Annotated in this window: 25 protein-coding genes; 19 read left to right on the top strand and 6 right to left on the bottom strand. The window is 33.7% G+C overall.

All coding sequences use genetic code 11. The features are described from left to right. Positions 1-59: 59 nt before the first annotated feature. The gene (gene ilvA, locus QTL86_RS11470; RefSeq protein WP_127066004.1) at positions 60-1,280 is read right to left on the bottom strand and encodes a threonine ammonia-lyase; all 1,221 of its coding nucleotides are present in this window, start codon (positions 1,278-1,280) and stop codon (positions 60-62) included. A gap of 170 nt (positions 1,281-1,450) precedes the next feature. On the opposite strand from ilvA, the gene QTL86_RS11465 reads away from it, so the two are divergent. The 5 genes from QTL86_RS11465 (at position 1,451) to QTL86_RS11445 (ending at position 5,751) form a co-directional block, all read left to right on the top strand. After that, positions 1,451-2,941 carry a DHH family phosphoesterase gene (locus tag QTL86_RS11465; protein WP_127066005.1) on the top strand — a complete coding sequence of 497 codons (1,491 nt, stop codon included), beginning with the start codon at positions 1,451-1,453 and terminating at the stop codon, positions 2,939-2,941. Between the two features lie 164 nt (positions 2,942-3,105). Beyond that, entirely contained in the window at positions 3,106-3,426 is a 321-nt protein-coding gene (locus tag QTL86_RS11460) for a PadR family transcriptional regulator (RefSeq protein WP_013656281.1), read from the top strand. Between the two features lie 24 nt (positions 3,427-3,450). Beyond that, complete coding sequence (locus tag QTL86_RS11455; protein WP_013656282.1) at positions 3,451-4,116, top strand: permease prefix domain 1-containing protein; 666 nt, start codon at positions 3,451-3,453, stop codon at positions 4,114-4,116. A 3-nt stretch (positions 4,117-4,119) separates the two neighbouring features. Continuing rightward, positions 4,120-5,265, top strand: coding sequence for a DUF4097 family beta strand repeat-containing protein (locus QTL86_RS11450; RefSeq protein WP_127066006.1), 1,146 nt, complete (start codon positions 4,120-4,122; stop codon positions 5,263-5,265). 66 nt (positions 5,266-5,331) lie between these two features. After that, positions 5,332-5,751, top strand: coding sequence for a SoxR reducing system RseC family protein (locus tag QTL86_RS11445; RefSeq protein WP_127066007.1), 420 nt, complete (start codon positions 5,332-5,334; stop codon positions 5,749-5,751). A 167-nt stretch (positions 5,752-5,918) separates the two neighbouring features. Here QTL86_RS11445 and QTL86_RS11440 read toward each other — a convergent pair whose 3' ends face one another. Beyond that, entirely contained in the window at positions 5,919-7,505 is a 1,587-nt protein-coding gene (locus tag QTL86_RS11440; protein WP_410495382.1) for a transposase, read from the bottom strand. A gap of 92 nt (positions 7,506-7,597) precedes the next feature. Further along, positions 7,598-8,776, bottom strand: coding sequence for a hypothetical protein (locus QTL86_RS11435; RefSeq protein ID WP_410497245.1), 1,179 nt, complete (start codon positions 8,774-8,776; stop codon positions 7,598-7,600). A 192-nt stretch (positions 8,777-8,968) separates the two neighbouring features. Between QTL86_RS11435 and QTL86_RS11430 the strand changes: the two genes are divergently transcribed. Then, positions 8,969-9,133: a hypothetical protein gene (locus tag QTL86_RS11430; RefSeq protein WP_410497244.1), complete on the top strand. Its 165-nt coding sequence runs from the start codon at positions 8,969-8,971 to the stop codon at positions 9,131-9,133. On the opposite strand, the gene QTL86_RS11425 is transcribed toward QTL86_RS11430, so the two are convergent. Genes QTL86_RS11425 through QTL86_RS11415 form a run of 3 tightly spaced genes read right to left on the bottom strand, consistent with a single transcriptional unit; the run spans position 9,130 to position 11,632 of the window. Next, positions 9,130-10,599, bottom strand: a complete 1,470-nt coding sequence (locus tag QTL86_RS11425; protein WP_410497243.1) for a recombinase family protein — start codon at positions 10,597-10,599, stop codon at positions 9,130-9,132. The two genes, QTL86_RS11430 and QTL86_RS11425, sit on opposite strands and share 4 nt — an antisense overlap. Positions 10,600-10,610: 11 nt before the next feature. Beyond that, complete coding sequence (locus QTL86_RS11420; protein ID WP_410497242.1) at positions 10,611-11,255, bottom strand: ImmA/IrrE family metallo-endopeptidase; 645 nt, start codon at positions 11,253-11,255, stop codon at positions 10,611-10,613. A gap of 20 nt (positions 11,256-11,275) precedes the next feature. Beyond that, positions 11,276-11,632, bottom strand: a complete 357-nt coding sequence (locus tag QTL86_RS11415) for a helix-turn-helix domain-containing protein (RefSeq protein ID WP_410497241.1) — start codon at positions 11,630-11,632, stop codon at positions 11,276-11,278. A gap of 249 nt (positions 11,633-11,881) precedes the next feature. On the opposite strand from QTL86_RS11415, the gene QTL86_RS11410 reads away from it, so the two are divergent. From QTL86_RS11410 to QTL86_RS11350, 13 genes are all read left to right on the top strand, one after another. Continuing rightward, positions 11,882-12,064 (top strand): helix-turn-helix domain-containing protein, encoded by a 183-nt coding sequence (locus QTL86_RS11410; protein ID WP_410497240.1) that lies wholly within the window; start codon positions 11,882-11,884, stop codon positions 12,062-12,064. Positions 12,065-12,105: 41 nt separating this feature from the next. Continuing rightward, a complete protein-coding gene (locus QTL86_RS11405; RefSeq protein ID WP_410497239.1) occupies positions 12,106-12,252 on the top strand; it encodes a hypothetical protein in 147 nt (48 codons plus the stop codon). A 12-nt stretch (positions 12,253-12,264) separates the two neighbouring features. Continuing rightward, on the top strand, positions 12,265-13,191 hold the full coding sequence (locus QTL86_RS11400) for an ORF6N domain-containing protein (protein WP_410497309.1): 927 nt from the start codon (positions 12,265-12,267) through the stop codon (positions 13,189-13,191). 13 nt (positions 13,192-13,204) lie between these two features. Continuing rightward, a complete protein-coding gene (locus QTL86_RS11395) occupies positions 13,205-13,378 on the top strand; it encodes a hypothetical protein (protein ID WP_410497238.1) in 174 nt (57 codons plus the stop codon). Positions 13,379-13,401: 23 nt separating this feature from the next. Further along, positions 13,402-13,536 (top strand): hypothetical protein, encoded by a 135-nt coding sequence (locus QTL86_RS11390; RefSeq protein ID WP_410497237.1) that lies wholly within the window; start codon positions 13,402-13,404, stop codon positions 13,534-13,536. Further along, positions 13,533-13,655, top strand: coding sequence for a hypothetical protein (locus QTL86_RS11385; protein ID WP_410497236.1), 123 nt, complete (start codon positions 13,533-13,535; stop codon positions 13,653-13,655). Before QTL86_RS11390 ends, QTL86_RS11385 begins: the two co-directional genes overlap by 4 nt. Positions 13,656-13,909: 254 nt before the next feature. Continuing rightward, positions 13,910-14,080 carry a hypothetical protein gene (locus QTL86_RS11380; RefSeq protein WP_410497235.1) on the top strand — a complete coding sequence of 57 codons (171 nt, stop codon included), beginning with the start codon at positions 13,910-13,912 and terminating at the stop codon, positions 14,078-14,080. Continuing rightward, a complete protein-coding gene (locus QTL86_RS11375; RefSeq protein ID WP_410497234.1) occupies positions 14,077-14,223 on the top strand; it encodes a hypothetical protein in 147 nt (48 codons plus the stop codon). Before QTL86_RS11380 ends, QTL86_RS11375 begins: the two co-directional genes overlap by 4 nt. Before the next feature lies 1 nt (position 14,224). Next, the gene (locus QTL86_RS11370) at positions 14,225-14,566 is read left to right on the top strand and encodes a hypothetical protein (RefSeq protein WP_410497233.1); all 342 of its coding nucleotides are present in this window, start codon (positions 14,225-14,227) and stop codon (positions 14,564-14,566) included. Next, positions 14,566-15,090 carry a host-nuclease inhibitor Gam family protein gene (locus tag QTL86_RS11365; protein WP_410497232.1) on the top strand — a complete coding sequence of 175 codons (525 nt, stop codon included), beginning with the start codon at positions 14,566-14,568 and terminating at the stop codon, positions 15,088-15,090. The genes QTL86_RS11370 and QTL86_RS11365 overlap by 1 nt, the downstream gene beginning before the upstream one ends. A gap of 57 nt (positions 15,091-15,147) precedes the next feature. Then, positions 15,148-15,699: an ERCC4 domain-containing protein gene (locus QTL86_RS11360; RefSeq protein WP_410495054.1), complete on the top strand. Its 552-nt coding sequence runs from the start codon at positions 15,148-15,150 to the stop codon at positions 15,697-15,699. A gap of 11 nt (positions 15,700-15,710) precedes the next feature. After that, positions 15,711-16,235, top strand: a complete 525-nt coding sequence (locus QTL86_RS11355) for a Rad52/Rad22 family DNA repair protein (RefSeq protein ID WP_410495053.1) — start codon at positions 15,711-15,713, stop codon at positions 16,233-16,235. A 2-nt stretch (positions 16,236-16,237) separates the two neighbouring features. Then, positions 16,238-16,630 (top strand): single-stranded DNA-binding protein, encoded by a 393-nt coding sequence (locus tag QTL86_RS11350; protein WP_410497231.1) that lies wholly within the window; start codon positions 16,238-16,240, stop codon positions 16,628-16,630. The last annotated feature ends 2 nt before the right edge of the window (positions 16,631-16,632 follow it).

Here is a 16,632-nt window from a genome sequence, read left to right as displayed (position 1 = left end):
AATACCTTTGCTACTCTTTTTAGTTGACTAGGAAAGTGCCGGCTTTACTAGCCACTTTTTTAGTAAATGACTTCAATCATATAGCCTTCTGCTTCTAAGGCTTTTTTCACTTCTTGAATATGGTCATGTCCATTCGTTTCAACAGTTACTTCTAGTGCTACATGACGTAAACGGTCTAAAGCTTTAAATTGGTTATGATCTAGTTTAACAACGTTTGCGCCTACGCGGGCAAGGATATTTGCAATTTTAACTAATTGTCCAGGTGTATCTTTAAGTTTAACAGAAAAGCAAAATAGTCTACCGCGTGAATAAAGACCACGGTCTAGTAATGAAGACATAGTAAGGACATCGATATTACCACCGCTAATAACGGAAACAACCTTTTTATTTCTTAGATGAAGTTTCTTAAGAGCAGCAATAGATAAAGCACCAGTGGCTTCAGCTACAATTTTATGTTTTTCTACTAATAAGAAGATGGCTTCAATTAGATCTTCATCATCTAAGGTGATGATATCATCTACATATTCTTTAACGTAGTCAAAGGTTAGGTTTCCAACACTTTTAACAGCAGCACCATCAGCAATACTGTCTACTTGATCTAGAGAAACAGGATGGCCTTCATCTAAAGATAATCTCATCGCTTGTGCACCTGTAGATTCTACACCAATGACTTTAACATTTGGGTTAATGGCTTTAGCTGCTATAGCAATACCACTTATAAGACCACCACCTCCAACAGGTACTAAAATAACATCTGTATCTGGCATGTCCTCTAAAATTTCAAGAGCAATAGTCCCTTGACCAGCCATAACTTCCTTATCATTGAAGGGATGGATAAAGGTATACCCATTTTCTTGCTCTAACTTTTTAGCTGTTTCGTAAGCTTCATCATAAACTTGTCCTGCTAATACAACATGAGCTCCCCAGTTTTTAGTAGCTTGTACTTTAATAAGTGGAGTGGTTTCTGGCATAACGATGGTAACATCTATTCCAAGGGCATGACCAGAATAAGCAACACCTTGAGCATGATTACCAGCAGAAGAAGCAATAAGGCCACGTTTTTTTTCTTCATCAGAAAGGGTTTTAATTTTATTAAGAGCACCACGAATTTTAAAAGCACCCGTTACTTGTAAGTTCTCTGGCTTTAAATAAACATCATTATGAAATTCCTTACTAAGTTCATAGCTACGAATAAGACTAGTATGTATACAAGTTGATTTAATACGTTCTCTAGCTGTAAGCACATCATCTAAAGTGAGTCTCTCGAGATTGTCTGACATGAATAGGACCTCCAATATGAATATGTGAAATAGTTCACAAAAGTTAATAATATAATGTCTATTATAGTCAAATATATAAAGATATGCAAATATTAGTTTATTTTTTAGGATGACACCCATTCTCAAGCTATGCTAATATAATACAAGAACAATTAGTAGGGGGAGACCACATGAGATTAGCAGAATTAGAAGTCTATAATCAAATCATTATTCAGTGCCATGATAATCCAGATCCAGATACTATTGCAGCAGGATATGCTTTATATAAATATTTTGAAAGCAAAGGGAAAGAAGTCAGGTTAGTATATAGCGGTAATTTATTGATTACTAAGCCTAATATTGTGATGTTTATAGAAGCACTACGTATTCCAATTGAATACATAGAAGAACTAAAGGTAGAAGGGTTACTAATTACAGTAGATTGTCAGTATGGGGCTGGTAATGTGAGACATCTTGAAGCGCAGCATGTAGCTATTATTGATCATCATGTACAAGAAGTACCGGCTATTAAGTTACAAGAAATTAGAAATTATTTAGCGAGTTCAGCTACTGTTGTATGGGATATGCTGTGTGAAGCAGGATATGATGTTAATGAACATCCAGATGTATCTATGGCCCTATATTATGGTCTTTTTACAGATAGCAGTTCTTTTATTGAAATAAGCCACCCGTTAGATAAAGACATGCGTGATAGCTTAAAATATGACAAGCAGCTATTAAGACGCCTTAGAAATGCGGTACTTACTTTAAGAGAATTAGAGATTGCAGGAATGGCGCTTATTCGTCATTCTTACAATGATGCACATAAATATGTAATGGTAAAAGCACAAGAGTGCGATCCAAATATTTTAGGGCTTATCAGTGATTTTGCTCTTCAAGTAGATAGTGTTAATGTGTGTATTGTATATAATGAAGCAAATGAAGGCATTAAATTTTCTGTAAGAAGTTGTGTAAAAGAAGTGATGGCCAATGAATTAGCAGCCTATTTAGCAGGTGACTTAGGTAATGGAGGAGGACATGTAGAAAGAGCTGCAGGGTTTATTAGTAAAAGTAAATTTAACGAGCTTTATGGACATCTTAACTATGATGAGTACTTCTTAAGAAAATTAACAGCTTATTATCAATCCTTTGAGGTAGTAGATGCAGGTAAAATGCAAATAGATTTAAGCAAGTTAAGACATTATAAAAAGATTCCTATACCTATAGGGTTTGTTAGATTAAGTGAGGTTTTACCTGAAGGTGAGCCTATTATTATTAGGAGTTTAGAGTCAGATATTGAACGCATTGTTAAAGCATCTGATATCTTAATTATAGATCGTGAAGGTTCTATTTCTTTAATGAATGAGGAACGTTTTGGCACGAATTATAAAATTCTAGAAGAACCCTTTGATGTTAAAATAGAATACTTTCCTAGAATTAGAAAACAAAACACAGGAAAGGTACTTTATTTAGAAAGCTATACTAAAAAATGTATTATGAAGGGTGATAATACGATTTATGCAAGACCTCTAGAAAAGGCAGTAAAGGTGTTTACAGTTTATTCACCAGATAAGTATAAATACGGGCATGTAGGTGACTATTTAGCTATTAGTGAAACAGATACAAATGATGTTTACATCATTGAACAAGAAATATTTAAAAAAACCTATACAGAGATTTAAAACGAGAAGGGCTCTTCCTTACTTCAATTAAAAGTAAGGAAGAGCCCTTTTGCAGTTTTATATACTTTTTTTAAGAATATACCTTGACAGGCGAGGTATATAAGAATATATTATATGTAAAATATAAAAAATTCAAATAAAAAAGACAGGAAAGGAGAAGGCATTTGTCAATTACATCTGATTTAATTAGAGGACATACAGAAACGATTATTTTAGCACAACTGATGCTAAAAGATAGCTATGGCTATGAAATTAACAAAAGTATATTAGATAAAACCGATAACCAATATGAGTTAAAGGAAGCTACTTTATATAGCGCTTTTAGAAGACTAGAACAAATGGGCTATATTATATCTTATTGGGGAGATGAAACAACCGGGGCTAGAAGGCGTTATTATACAATTACGCCTGCAGGAAAAATGGCTTATGAACGTAATAAAGCAGACTGGGATGAAGCCAAGGCAGTAATTGATGCATTAATTTAAAAATAGAGAAGTGGGAGGATTATAATGGTTAATAAAATAAGGGTAACAGTTGAAAAATTGTTTGAAGAAGCACCAGCAACGCATCGTACTTTGGACTTAAAGGAGGAGTTAATAGGAAATCTAACAGCTAAGTACATGGACTTAGTAGCATCAGGGAAGACAGAAGAAGAGGCATATAATATAGCCATTACAAGTATAGGAGACTTAAATGAATTATTGCGTTCCTTAGAGCCTGCAAATCCACTCAATTATAAAGAACAAGAAGCCCAGCGCAAAAAAACAGCTTTAGTAGTAAGTGGTTCTATTGGGTTATATATTATAGCCATTATCTCAGGCATTATTTGTGAGGAGATTCCTTGGTTAAGGCGAACAGATATACCGGCTCTGATTTTTCTTGGTATTGCAGGCTTTGCAACCTGTCTGTTAGTTTATCACTTTGTATCAAAACCTAAATATGAAAAAAGCGATACTACCATCGTAGAAGAGTTCAAGGAGTGGAAGCAAGGCAATGATCAAAAAAGGCAGATTTATCGTTCCATTAGTTCTATTATGTGGTCTTGTATTGTACTGCTTTATTTAGTAATCAGCTTTAGATTTGGCATATGGTATTGTTCTTGGATTATTTTTATCATGGGAGTTGTAGCTGAACAAATTATTAAATTAATTTTTGAAATAAAGGGGATGAGATAAGCGGTGAACAGTAATAAAACTTATCAGATGATTCAGCTAGGATTACTACTTGTTATATTGATTGGCCTAGGAAGCGTGATGATTTCGTGGGCTACAGGGCATAATCCTTTTTCTAACAATTTACTTAAAGGCGTACCTTTTAACGGTCCTTTAGAAAAAGTAAAAGAAGAGACCTGTGCATTAGAGGCAATAGAAATTTTAGAGTTAGATGTTAATTTAGCTGATGTTGAAGTTAATGTAGGAGAAGGAAGTGATTTAAAGGTAGTAGAAAGTACTAATGATAAGGAGAAAAGAGATTTATTCGAAATAAGCCAAAGCGCTGGAAGAATCTTGGTGAAAAGGCCGAATAGTCATTATTTTGGAATAGAACCACAACATAAAATAGAAATTTGGTTACCTAGTAGTTATAGGAGTACTTTAATGATTACAACCAGTTCAGGAGATATTAACCTTAATGGCGTATTGGAATTAGAAAAGTTAGAGACTACTCAATCCTCTGGGAATTTAGTGGGTAGAGAGGCTATTAAAGCTAAAGAAGTCCAATTAACTACTAGCTCAGGAGATAAACGATTAGAGGGAATAGAAACAGATACGTATGAGGTTACATCTTCTTCAGGAACAACCATTATCAAAAGTTTAAAAGGAAAAGGAAGCTGTATGGCAAGTTCTGGAGAGATTGAAATAAATAGTTTAATAGGAGAAGCACATGAAATCTATACTTCTTCAGGACAGATTACTATAGGGGAAATAGAAGGAGAGCTAGAAATGGAGGCTTCATCAGGTGATTTGAAGCTAGGTACAGTAATAGGTGAAAGCTGGCGCTTAAGAACGACTTCAGGAGAGATTATAATGAAAGCTTTAGAAGGAAAAGGAAACTGTGAATCTAGTTCTGGTGATATAGAGATAGAAGAGCTGAGGCTTACTGGTGATGCACAGTTTACAGCTACCTCAGGGGAGATAGAAATGGGGCTTAAAACTAGTAATACTACCATAAGAGCAAATACTTCTTCAGGTGACATTAAAGGTAGCATTGTTTGGAATTATGAAGATAAAAGAGAAACAGAAGCTAACGCCCAATTAGGGAATGGTGCAGAATATAAGCTGGAATTAAAAACAAGTTCTGGATCAATTCGTGTAGATGAAAAGTAAAAATAGTGGTAAAATAGAGAAAAAGCATTTAAGGGATTGAATGAGATAAAGAAAAGAGGTGAAGGCATGCCATATGGTGTTGTAAAAGAAGTAGGAAAGCGATATGCTATTGTTCAAATGGAACGACAAGAGATGTGCGGAGAATGCCATGCTTGTGACTATATAACAGGTAAAAAAGACTGCATACTTAGGTGTGAAAAAAAAATAGAATGCCAGGTAGGAGATATGGTGGAACTAAAATTAGCACAACCTACTTTTCTAAAGGCTACTTATGTGATGTATGGTTTTCCTCTTATAGGACTAATTATAGGGCTAGTGATAGGACTTGGTGCATCTAAGCTTTTTCGGCTTGGAAGTGAGGACTTATGGGTTTTAGTAGGTGGTTTGCTAGGGATAGTCTTACCACTAATAGGAATAAAATGGGCAGAAAATCAAGGGAAATTTAAAAAGTATTTACCGCACATTATTGCTAAAAGAGAAATATGAAATAAATAAAGGGGCTGTAAAAAAACAGCCTCGAAACAAGGAGCAGGTCGCCTGTAGCGACCTGCTCCTTGTTTTTTTATAGATTTATTGTCATTATCACAAAATTAGAAGTCACTTATTAAGCCTATGGTTTTATAGGCTTTAAATGATGATATTATATCCGTTTTTTATGCAGCTATGGATGTCCGATGTTTCTTGTTATGATACTTATAGAGGTTGTATCCACAAGAAATTAACGTGAATTCTAAAATGACAGCTTTTTCACCTCGCCGAAATAATCTTTTATAAGATCTATCCCACTTAATTATCCCAAATGTCCCCTCTGATTGAATACTTCTGTTCATACACAATAAGGCACCATGAATTGATTCTAGATTATTTATTACTTCCTTATGTATTTCTGTTAATTCTCGATTAAGGCGTATTGTTCTATTTCCATGTGCTCTTTTGCAACATTCACTACGATATAGACATCCTGCACAGTCTTCACATTCATATATTTCTTCTGTTCTACCATATTGATTTTTATATATATGCCTATCACATTTATATATAAACTTTTTATTATTAGGACAGATCAGGTTTCCGTGTTCATCTCTTTTGAAATTTACTGCACGATATGGATCATAATGATATTTTTGATTCTTAGTTTCCCTCTCAAACATAGTAAATTTCATATATTTTTCCATGCCATGTTCCTCACAATAAAGATAATTGTTATAAGAACCATATCCTGCGTCAGCAACAGGATACGTTGGATAATGACCATAAGTAGCATTAAACTTTTCCATTAAGGGTTGAAAACATTCCATGTCTGAAGCATAAGGTTTTGCGTCTATTACAGCTATATATTCATCACATATGGCAGCCTGCATATTGTAAGCAGGAAGGAGTTGGTCATTTCCCATATAATCACGTTTGATTCTCATAAAAGTTGCATCGTAATCAGTTTTTGAATAACTATTTCTTCGCTCTCCACATACTTCGATGTGCTTTGCATATTTCTTGAGGCGTTCTAGATACCCCTGCATTTCCTGATACTGTTTTTGATGGATACTTTTCTTATGCCCAGCTCCGGAAACAAATTTTGAAACCTCTAGATTTATTGCCTTCTGATAACTTTCAAGCAATGCCTCAACGTAATCAATCGCATATTCATCTCTTTTTTCTAACTTCACATTAAGAAAACTAAGAATCTCTGAATTCATTGTATCGATGAGTAATGAGATCTTTTCGAACACTTTGTTTCTATTTTTGATGCAAGATTTCTTCCATACCCAGGTATAGCGATTAGCATTAGCTTCGATCTTTGTTCCATCGATGTAAGTGTGATGTAAATCCACATGCTCTTGATCAAAAATATAAGAATTGATATCAATGAAGATTTGTTCAATTGAAGTCGTTAATTCATTACGAATAAAGTTGCCGAAAGTAGCAAAAGATGGAGCTTTCATTCCGTCAAGAAGATACATATATCTGATGTCTGTACGGCAGAGTTTTTCAATATTTCTTAAAGAACTAATGCCATGCTCCATAAAAGTGAAAAGTATAATCTTAAGCATTTTATCTGAATCACATCTTGGACGACCTATTTTGCAGTCCTTCTCTACAAAATATCGTGTTAGGTCAATGTGATCCATTACTTCGCATAAAGTATATACTGGATCTGAAATATCAATTATTTTTTCGATATCCAATGGTAATTTTAGCTGTCTTGGTGTAAAATTATCATTGGTATTTTTGTTTAGTAGCATAAATAAATTATACCAAAAAAATCGCTGAAGTCTTACGACCTCAGCGATTTTTTCGTTAGGGGAGTTTTTTTACATCCCCTTTATTTATTTGTCTAGAGCCTAGGGGGAAGGTCCCAACTTGTAAGCTCCTCCATAAAAGCTGTTTTAGCAGAGGAAATATTAGTTTGCTTTTTAGTAGAAGAAGAGGGCGTTTGCTTTTTTAACATCCCTAACTCTTGTTTTAAACGATTGCTCTCAGCGATTATTTCACAGTTTTCCTTTTTACATCTATGAAGGGCTAAACCTTCTAGTAGTAGCTCTAATTCTACAGGCATTGAACTATACTCATGAAAGCCTTCGAAATCAATGGTTGAGAGTGTACAAAGCTTAAGCTTAGTATCTAGGGAAACATAAAGTTCACTAGCAGCTAAATTCTTTAATGGTGTGCTTACAAAAAAAGTGCGCTGCAAATGTGTTTGGATAGAGCAAGGGACAGGAATACTGAAACTTTCACCAGAATTTACAGAAAGCAAAAGGTGAAGCTGATGGTCAATTAAAGTATTAATCCATAAGCCATGATAATAGTAAAAAATAGCAGGAGCCATAGGTGTGGCACTAGAAGTTAAGAAGTTTATTTGTAGGGTAGAGGGATTCATGTAATAAAGTTGATATTTACCGAGATTTTCTAAGACGTAACAAACATGCACCTCACCGGCTCTTAAACATATACTGTAGTCGATAATAGGTTTTTCACTACGCAAATAACAGAAGGTACTAACGCCAGTGGCTTCTATTTTGATGCAGTTTAAGCTATAATAATCCTCTTTTAAAAGATAAAAGAAATACAAGGCAGTGGGGGTTGTCATGTATTTAATTTGATTAGGACATTGATTAAAAGCAGCAAGAGCCTTAGAGGTTCCTTCCCCTATGGCTTGGTGCATCAGTTGATAGTGAGGAGCAACCTGCATGAGATAAATAAGTTGACTTATGCCATTTTGAGTATAGAGCATAGGATGTATTAAAGAGGTACTAGTTTCTGATGTGAGCAGTAGTGTTTTATTAAATGAAGAGCCTGTATAAGTATAGTAGTAGATATGAGTAGCATTAGGCATGACCACTATTTCAGGTTTACCATCACCTGCTATGGTAGCACTATAATGAGTAGTTGGTGTACTTTGAAGTAATAAAGGCTTGGATTTTCCGCTAGGAGGAAAAAATCTACAGAAAACGCCATTTCTTACTGAAGAGTCTATGAACATGAAGTTTTTGCTGTGATAACAAACATAAGACACAATGGAAACCTCCTTACTATAGCCAATTAAGGTGAGATAAAATAAATAAAAAACACTTCTTTATAAATATATTGATGAAAAAATAAATTTATACATAAATGTCACCAACGGACTTTAATTTCCATATTATAGTATTGGAAACGACAAATTATGATTCACTATAAGTTAGAATCATACAGGAGGTTTTTAATTATGAGTAAATGTTGTGGTAACAACGATGCTAAGTTTTTTGAGAAACCTAATGCAGGTATTTGTGATGTTTGTCACCCTGCTGAAAATAAAATGTCACCTATTGAAGCTGTTGCAATGTGTCCTCCTATTGGAGAACCTAAGTGTAAATTATGGCAACGATATTAAATATAAAAATTGGCTATTAATTTATCTTCAGCTTTATCATAAACAATAGATTTTATAAGATCCTTTAAAGCTTTATTTTTAGATTTTATGCTTGTGCTAGTGTCTTGTATGATTTCAATAGCTGTTACAATTTTACTCTTAAATTCAATAATAGTTGTTTCACTTACTTTTTTATTATTAATAATTTCTGTTATTTCACATATTTCTTTTTGTATTGCTTTTTTATTCAACTTATATTCATCAATTGTGTCTATTTCATTTAAATATGCCTTCTTTGCAAGCTCCAACTTATGGTTTAATTTACTTAACTGCATTTCATATAGTTCAATTTCATTGCTTTTATTCGTGTATTCAATGTTTAATCCTTCGAGTGACCATGTATTATTTACAATGTCTAATGTACGGATTAATATATTAAAAACATGTCTTTCTGCATCTTTTACACTCATGTAGTTACTAGTATCACATGACTTGATCTTATATCTACCACATTGATATCCATCAGCATTTCGTATACTTCCATCTTTTCTTTCAAAACGAGCAGTCTTATAAACTAGAGTTCCACCACATTTCGAACATCTAAGTAAGCCACCTAGCCAGTGTATATACTCTGTACTTCTAGGCATTCTGTCTTTGTGCCATGTTCCTAAAACTCGTTGAGCTTCATCCCATGTTTCTTTTGATACTATGGATTCATGAGTGTTTTCGACAGTAATCCATTCACTCGCAGGTTTTACTACTATTTTTGTTCCTTGCAAATGAGTATAATTCCAACGTGTAATACCTATATAGACTGGATTCTCTATTATATATTTTATCCTTCTTGAATCAAACGAATTTCCGCTTTTGTTTTTATATCCAAGCAGATTTAGATGTCTTGCTATTGCACCTATAGAATCACCATTTAGGCACATTTCATATATCTTCTTAACAATTTCGGATTCTTCCTTGTTAACAACCCTTTCATTGTTCACTATGTCATAACCTAATATAGGTTTTGTCTGTACTCCACCCCTTCTGGCTTTCTCAACCATACCTTTCATAACTTCATCACTAAGGTTAAGAGAATAGTATTCTGCCATAGCCTCTAACATAGCTTCAAGTATTACACTAAACTTATCATCTTCCATTTGTTCTGTAATACTTATAACCTTTATTCCACATTCTTTTCTTAGCAATGACTTATAAACAACACTATCTTCCCTAGACCTAGCAAAGCGATCAAATTTATGAACTAATATAGCATCAAAAGGTTTAGGTTTCTTTTTTGCTGTAGCAATCATTTTTTGAAAAGCCGGTCTTTTTTTGGCGGAAGTCCCACTTATACCTTCATCTATAAATATATAATGGTCATCTATTTGATAACCATTTTTCTTTGCGTATTCAGTTAGAGCACGTTTTTGAGCGTCTGGCGAGAACTCTAATTGATCATCAGTAGACACTCTTATATATAAAGCAGCTATCATATTTTTTCACCTCACACATCAATTGTTGGTATAGATAAAAATCTTTTAAAACCTTCAGAAGCATTTTTAAACATATAATAATTTTTTACATGATTTTCTACCTTTTCCCATATATCTTCGTCAAAACTATGTTTAGTTATATAAGATTTCTTTTGATAAGTAATTAAACGTTTTCTTGCAGCTGGAAGTGAAACGTTGAACAACATATAAATATCATCTGCTGTAAGTTTTCCAAGTTTACTCATCATAAATATGACGTATTCTGGCATTAGTAATTGAGCAGCAAAAAAATGTGCTTCTATCTCCTGTATTTCAGAATCATATTGGTGCCCCATATATATATGTCCAATTTCATGTGCTAATGTCCAATTAAGATGTTCATCAGACTGATCCTTATCATTATATAAAACTAAATATATCTCATTCCCATTTTCTTTAATAGGTATACAACAACCTTCAGACAGTAGTTGCGTCTTTGGATTTATAAAGTTTTCGATGGGAGTATGAGTTAGTGTTGCATAGTTTTGTATAGTATCAAAAAATATATTTTTATCATATTTTAATTTTCGGATATCAATTTTGGTGGAAGCTATATCTTGAGTTGATAGCAGTTGTGTAGCAAGTTTTTCGCACAACCTAAAGTTTGGTTTGTTCAATGAAAAATCCCCCTAGTAGCCTATTTAATACCTTTAGCTTTTAAATATATATCTATTGTATTTTTAAATTGTTCAACTATTTGTTCTCGAACTTCTTCAGGAGCATCATTCACCTTTCTACAAAGTAACAACAACTCCATTTCTTCTTTGTTTTTAGCCTCTAATTCGTTTTCATAAACTTCTTTTTCTTCTATTCCCATAATATAGCTTAATGAAACATTAAAGTAATCTGCTATTATTTTCAATTTGTCTTGTTTTGGAGTACTAATACCATTTTTCCAATTACTTAATGTAACCTGAGAAATTCCTGTATCCTTGGAAACTTTATAAGCGCTGATGCCGTTTTTTTGTAATAATTGTTCAAAAATACTATACATAATCAATGTTCCTTTCGTCAGTTTTTCACATACTTAATAAATATTAAGCAATTTAATTGACTGAAAAACAAAAATGAATTATAGTATAACTATACTTCATAAAAGTTAAGCAAACAAAAATATACTTAATATTTTAAAAGCTTAATAAAAATGATTTACTTCATCTGAACAATGAAAGTATATCACAAAACCGAAGTATACACAAGTATTATTTATTATTTTTAGAAAATTTTGAGAAAGGAGAAAGCCATGGGCAAACTATTTACATGTGAAGAGATTGCAGAAAGATACAGTGTAAAAGTTATTACGGTATGGGATTGGATAAGGAAGAAGAAACTTCCAGCCATTAAGATTGGAAAGTCTTATCGTATTAGTGAAGAAGAACTTCAAAGATACGAGGAGTCAGCTAAGACAGTAAAAGTAATAGAATAGGACAAAATCTGACTTGAATATGATATATAGGAGGTGCTTATATGAAATACATTATCTTATTACATGTTGGAGGTGTAGTTAAGCCTATAGAAGAAGCTACTCCAGAAGAACGTAAAGCACTAGAAGAAAAGGCTAAAAAATCTTTTGAGAAACATTTAGGACTTAAGTACATAGGAGAAACTGTTTAATTTTTGTTAGGTGTGAGTGCACAGCCTACAATATTACAACAAGAAAGTGAGGTACTAAAGATGAATTATCAAATGAGTAATGCATTAGCACAAGGAGACATGACTCCAGTAATTTTAAAAGGCAAGACAGAATTTATGGGAATTGAAATTCCAGTGATTGAAGGTGGATTTGGAGAAGATGAAAAGGTGGTTTTAGCTAAAACTGTGGCTGAAATTCACAATATCGAATTAAAGGAAGTAAACAAGCTTATTAAAAATAATACAGATGAATTTGAAGCAGGTATTGACATTATAGACTTGAAATACAATGAAGAATTCGCGGTGATTGCAAAGAACAGCGGAATATATACACAAAATGCTCTTAATGCATCACAGAATATTTATCTTTTATCAGAGCAAGGGTATATGGCATTAGTTGGACTTATGAAAACAGAAAAAGCTAAGGAATTACGTAAAAAATTTAGACGTGAGTATTTCGCAATGAGACAAGCTATCAAGCAAAAACCTATGTGCATAGAAGATATTTTAATAGCACAGCTACAAGATATGAAAGCAGTAAAAGAGCAGCTTACACAGGTAAGTAATACAGCAATAGAAGCAAAGCAAGAGGTACAAGCTATTAGAGATACTATGGTACTTGATCCAGCAGCATGGAGAACAGAAACAACTAATCTAATCAATAAAATAGCACAAAAATTAGGTGGAAACGAAAATATCCAGGCAGTAAGGAAAGAAAGCTATGAGCTACTAGATAGTAGAGCTAAGGCTAAGCTAAATATTAGGCAAACTAATATGAGAAGAAAAGTATTAGAGGAAACTGGTAGCACTAGCAAGGCTAATAAGATTAGTAAGCTTGATGTTATAGCAAGCGAAGCTAGATTAAGAGAAATTTACATAGCAATAGTAAAAGAGATGTCAATAAAATACGGAGTAGCATAGGAGGAATAGAACTATGGAAGAAAGCAAAGTCAACAAATTATTAGAAGCTATAGAGGGTATCTCGCTTAATGAGTGGACCAAAGCCAAAGAAATGATTGATAGAGAGTTTAGTTCACAAGCTAGAAAAGTACAATTCATTAGGCAAGATAATTTTGATAAATATTTAAAGAGTGAACTTATTCGGTAACAATTAACAAAGGAGTTGGGTAGATGCTTAGAAAAGCTTTAATGCTAGACGAGTTTAAAGAACTATGTAGAGGAGAACCCAAAATAGAGGTTATAGAGGACATATTAGCAGGTATTACATCATTCGTATTTATTTTCATATTGGTGGTGCTGCTATGACATGGGGATACATATTAGTTTTATCAGCAATCTTAATCGTATCATGGAAAGTTGGACAGCCTATGGTTGCCAAAAGAGAACAAAAGAAAAAAGCATTACTTAAGCGCCAACTTAAATAATGCCAATAAGAAATAATTATCGTATTTATTATGCCACAAAAAGGAGCGTGGTGCAATGAGAGATGTAAGAAATTTAATAGTAGATGACCCATGTAGATGGTGTTGCGATTACCCTTACTGGTGCAGAGGTAGATGCAAAGAGAAAGACAAGTACATAAATGAAATAGATGAAGATGTGCCAGTAATAAGGCGAGTTGGCAATGTACGAGTAATTATAGACATAAATAAGAATGGAATAAGAAGGGAGAATACATATGCCTACAATAGACGAGAAAGCAAGCGTAACAAACGAAGAAGAGCAACAAGAAGTGTTTAATATGTTTGCAGCTAACATGGTTAACGTGGATATTTGTAAAGCTACAGGGTTAACTTACAACCAAGTTATGGACTATAGAATCCGCTATGAAAAGAGGTTGCACAAATGACATTGGGAGATAAGTGCATCATAGCCAAGAATGAAAATGAGATACGTGAATTACAAGCCTTAAAAGCAAGAGTGATAAATAATACAGATGAAGCCATTAAAGAGCTTAGAAAACAAAATAGAGAGATTAAAGGGAGGTATTAGCATGGGACAAGTAATTTTAAGTTTAGAAGAGTATGAAAAATTAAGGAAACAAGCAGATGCGGTAGCAGAATTGAGCAAGTGCTTTGTGATTGTAGAAAGTTTTAATGAAAAAGAGGTAACTCTTTCAATTCCTGTAGCTAAAGCGGCTGAAATATTTAAAGCCATGTTTGTTGGTAGTAAGTATGATGATGGCACATTTGAAATTCATGAGGATATCAGAAATTACAATATTAGCGTGGCTGATTATTACATTAAAGCAGTTAAGAAGAAAGAGAAGCTAGAAGAAGCAGAAGCACAAGCACAAGAAGAACCAGAAGAGGAATCAAAAGGAGGACCATTCTAATGGCAGCTAAAAAAGTAGAGATAGATGAAAGAGTAGTTGCAATACAATCACAGATGGATGAAAAAGTAGCAGAAGTACACCAAGTTGAGCAGGAACAAGCAGAACTACAAGCCTTACTTGATGCACGTATTCAGCAACTTAAAGATAGTTTTCAAGGCAAGGTTGATATATTAAACAATCGTAAAGAGTACCTTATTGCTGAGATTAGAGCATTATTCGACCAGGTGCCAAGTAAAGAGACTAAGACACAAGCTAAGGTTACGCTTCTAAGTGGGGACGTAGTAGTTAAAAAGGCAGGATTGAAGCTTGACTATGACAAGAAGGTCTTACTTGAAAATGCAGAAGCAACAGGACTTACTGATTATATAAAAACTAAAGAGGTTAAAGATTTTGACTGGACAGGACTAAAAGAAAAGCTAGAAATTCAAGAAGATGGCTCAATAGTAAATACGGAAACAGGGGAAGTGTTAGACATTGAAGGACTTACAGTATTGCCAGTAGCTGAACAGGTAGTAATTAAATAACAAATTGCAAGTAGATGTTTTTCATAAGAATTGTTTATATGGCTAGAAGGGGGATATATGGACAAAAAGGAATTTATAAAAAAAGTCACAATTTTAATTGACACAAGAGAAAAAGAAAACAAGCACATAATCGATAGACTTAATGATCTAAATGTTAAATATGAGGTTAGGAAATTAGACTTTGCAGACTACAGCTTCTTAATTGATGACAGAGATTTCTCTCAATCATGTGTTATAGAGCGAAAAGCTAATGTAGATGAACTATATGGGAATGTAATGCACGATAGAACACGTATAGAAAAGGAGTTTTTTGCAATGTCAAGGCTTGCTAACCAATGTGTATTAATTGTTGAGAACTGTCCAAGTCAAAAAAAGCTTAAAGAAGCTAAAGTAAGTGATAGAGACATGGAAAAGCAGAATAGGAAAGTAAAAAATATAGGCGAACATTGTTATAACACCATAAGGTCTTGGCAATGTGGGAATAGATACAATTTTAGAACTATATTCTTAAAAGACAACATGGAAACAGCGGTCAATATATTAGAGGAATTTTGGTGGTACTATCGAAATTACAAAAAATTAACTGGAAATAGGTATAGGTATAAATAAGGAGTGAATTTATGGTATTTAGAAAGCTTGATGCAAAAGAAATTGAATGTAGAGTGCAGTCTGTTAAGTCTAACGGCTTAGTGCTACTACTCTACAAAGATGCAAGGTGTGATATGAACATTCTTGATGAAACGGTGGGAGTAGATAGCTGGCAACGTAGACATGAGATAGTAAATGGAAATCTTTTTTGTAATGTAGGAATACGTTTTGAACGCAAAGATGGTTCGGCTGAATGGGTATGGAAACAAGACGTAGGTACAGAAAGCAATACAGAAAAGGAAAAAGGACAGGCTAGTGATAGTTTCAAAAGATCATGTTTTAACTGGGGAATTGGCAGAGAGTTGTATACTGCACCTTTTATTTGGGTGAATGCCGCAGATTGTAATATAAAGGAATTTAACGGTAAAAAGACGTGTAATGATAAGTTTGTAGTAGAAAGAATAACTTATGATGGGAATTCAATAGATGGCTTGTCAATTAAAAATGTAACCACAGGTAAAAGAGTGTTTTTACAAAAACCAAAGGAGGATAAATAGATATGAATAAGGTTGTTTTATTAGGAAGATTAACAAGAGATCCGGAAGTTCGCCATTCGCAATCAGCTAATCCAGTTGCAGTTGCAAGATATGGGATTGCTGTAAGGAGACAATTTACTAAACCTGGTGAGCCGGATGTAGATTTTTTCAATATTGTTTCATTTGGTAAAGCAGGTGAATTTGCAGAGAAATACTTTAAAAAAGGTCAAATGGTTGCAATTGTTGGTAGACTACAAGTTAATACATGGGAGGATGCACAAAAAGTAAAACACACATCAGTAGATGTAGTGGTTGAAGAACAACACTTCGCAGAAAGCAGAAGAGAAGAAGGTGTTCAACCAATGAGTACCATTGCACCTGCCAACCTTGATGAGGACGACGATATGCCATTCTAGGA

Origin of the sequence: Cellulosilyticum sp. ST5, from assembly GCF_046529625.1 — a bacterium.
In the GTDB taxonomy this organism is placed as follows: domain Bacteria; phylum Bacillota; class Clostridia; order Lachnospirales; family Cellulosilyticaceae; genus Cellulosilyticum; species Cellulosilyticum lentocellum.
Note: the sequence above shows the minus strand (reverse complement) of the source record. Positions and strands in the feature narration are given on the sequence as shown.

Excerpts from the sequence above, each read along its gene's own strand:
- ilvA (WP_127066004.1), bottom strand. The coding sequence starts at position 1,280 with ATGTCAGACAATCTCGAGAGACTCACTTTAGATGATGTGCTTACAGCT.
- QTL86_RS11465 (WP_127066005.1), top strand. The coding sequence starts at position 1,451 with ATGAGATTAGCAGAATTAGAAGTCTATAATCAAATCATTATTCAGTGC.
- QTL86_RS11455 (WP_013656282.1), top strand. The coding sequence starts at position 3,451 with ATGGTTAATAAAATAAGGGTAACAGTTGAAAAATTGTTTGAAGAAGCA.
- QTL86_RS11445 (WP_127066007.1), top strand. The coding sequence starts at position 5,332 with ATGCCATATGGTGTTGTAAAAGAAGTAGGAAAGCGATATGCTATTGTT.
- QTL86_RS11440 (WP_410495382.1), bottom strand. The coding sequence starts at position 7,505 with ATGCTACTAAACAAAAATACCAATGATAATTTTACACCAAGACAGCTA.
- QTL86_RS11430 (WP_410497244.1), top strand. The coding sequence starts at position 8,969 with ATGAGTAAATGTTGTGGTAACAACGATGCTAAGTTTTTTGAGAAACCT.
- QTL86_RS11425 (WP_410497243.1), bottom strand. The coding sequence starts at position 10,599 with ATGATAGCTGCTTTATATATAAGAGTGTCTACTGATGATCAATTAGAG.
- QTL86_RS11415 (WP_410497241.1), bottom strand. The coding sequence starts at position 11,632 with ATGTATAGTATTTTTGAACAATTATTACAAAAAAACGGCATCAGCGCT.
- QTL86_RS11410 (WP_410497240.1), top strand. The coding sequence starts at position 11,882 with ATGGGCAAACTATTTACATGTGAAGAGATTGCAGAAAGATACAGTGTA.
- QTL86_RS11405 (WP_410497239.1), top strand. The coding sequence starts at position 12,106 with ATGAAATACATTATCTTATTACATGTTGGAGGTGTAGTTAAGCCTATA.
- QTL86_RS11395 (WP_410497238.1), top strand. The coding sequence starts at position 13,205 with ATGGAAGAAAGCAAAGTCAACAAATTATTAGAAGCTATAGAGGGTATC.
- QTL86_RS11390 (WP_410497237.1), top strand. The coding sequence starts at position 13,402 with ATGCTTAGAAAAGCTTTAATGCTAGACGAGTTTAAAGAACTATGTAGA.
- QTL86_RS11385 (WP_410497236.1), top strand. The coding sequence starts at position 13,533 with ATGACATGGGGATACATATTAGTTTTATCAGCAATCTTAATCGTATCA.
- QTL86_RS11380 (WP_410497235.1), top strand. The coding sequence starts at position 13,910 with ATGCCTACAATAGACGAGAAAGCAAGCGTAACAAACGAAGAAGAGCAA.
- QTL86_RS11375 (WP_410497234.1), top strand. The coding sequence starts at position 14,077 with ATGACATTGGGAGATAAGTGCATCATAGCCAAGAATGAAAATGAGATA.
- QTL86_RS11370 (WP_410497233.1), top strand. The coding sequence starts at position 14,225 with ATGGGACAAGTAATTTTAAGTTTAGAAGAGTATGAAAAATTAAGGAAA.
- QTL86_RS11365 (WP_410497232.1), top strand. The coding sequence starts at position 14,566 with ATGGCAGCTAAAAAAGTAGAGATAGATGAAAGAGTAGTTGCAATACAA.
- QTL86_RS11360 (WP_410495054.1), top strand. The coding sequence starts at position 15,148 with ATGGACAAAAAGGAATTTATAAAAAAAGTCACAATTTTAATTGACACA.
- QTL86_RS11355 (WP_410495053.1), top strand. The coding sequence starts at position 15,711 with ATGGTATTTAGAAAGCTTGATGCAAAAGAAATTGAATGTAGAGTGCAG.
- QTL86_RS11350 (WP_410497231.1), top strand. The coding sequence starts at position 16,238 with ATGAATAAGGTTGTTTTATTAGGAAGATTAACAAGAGATCCGGAAGTT.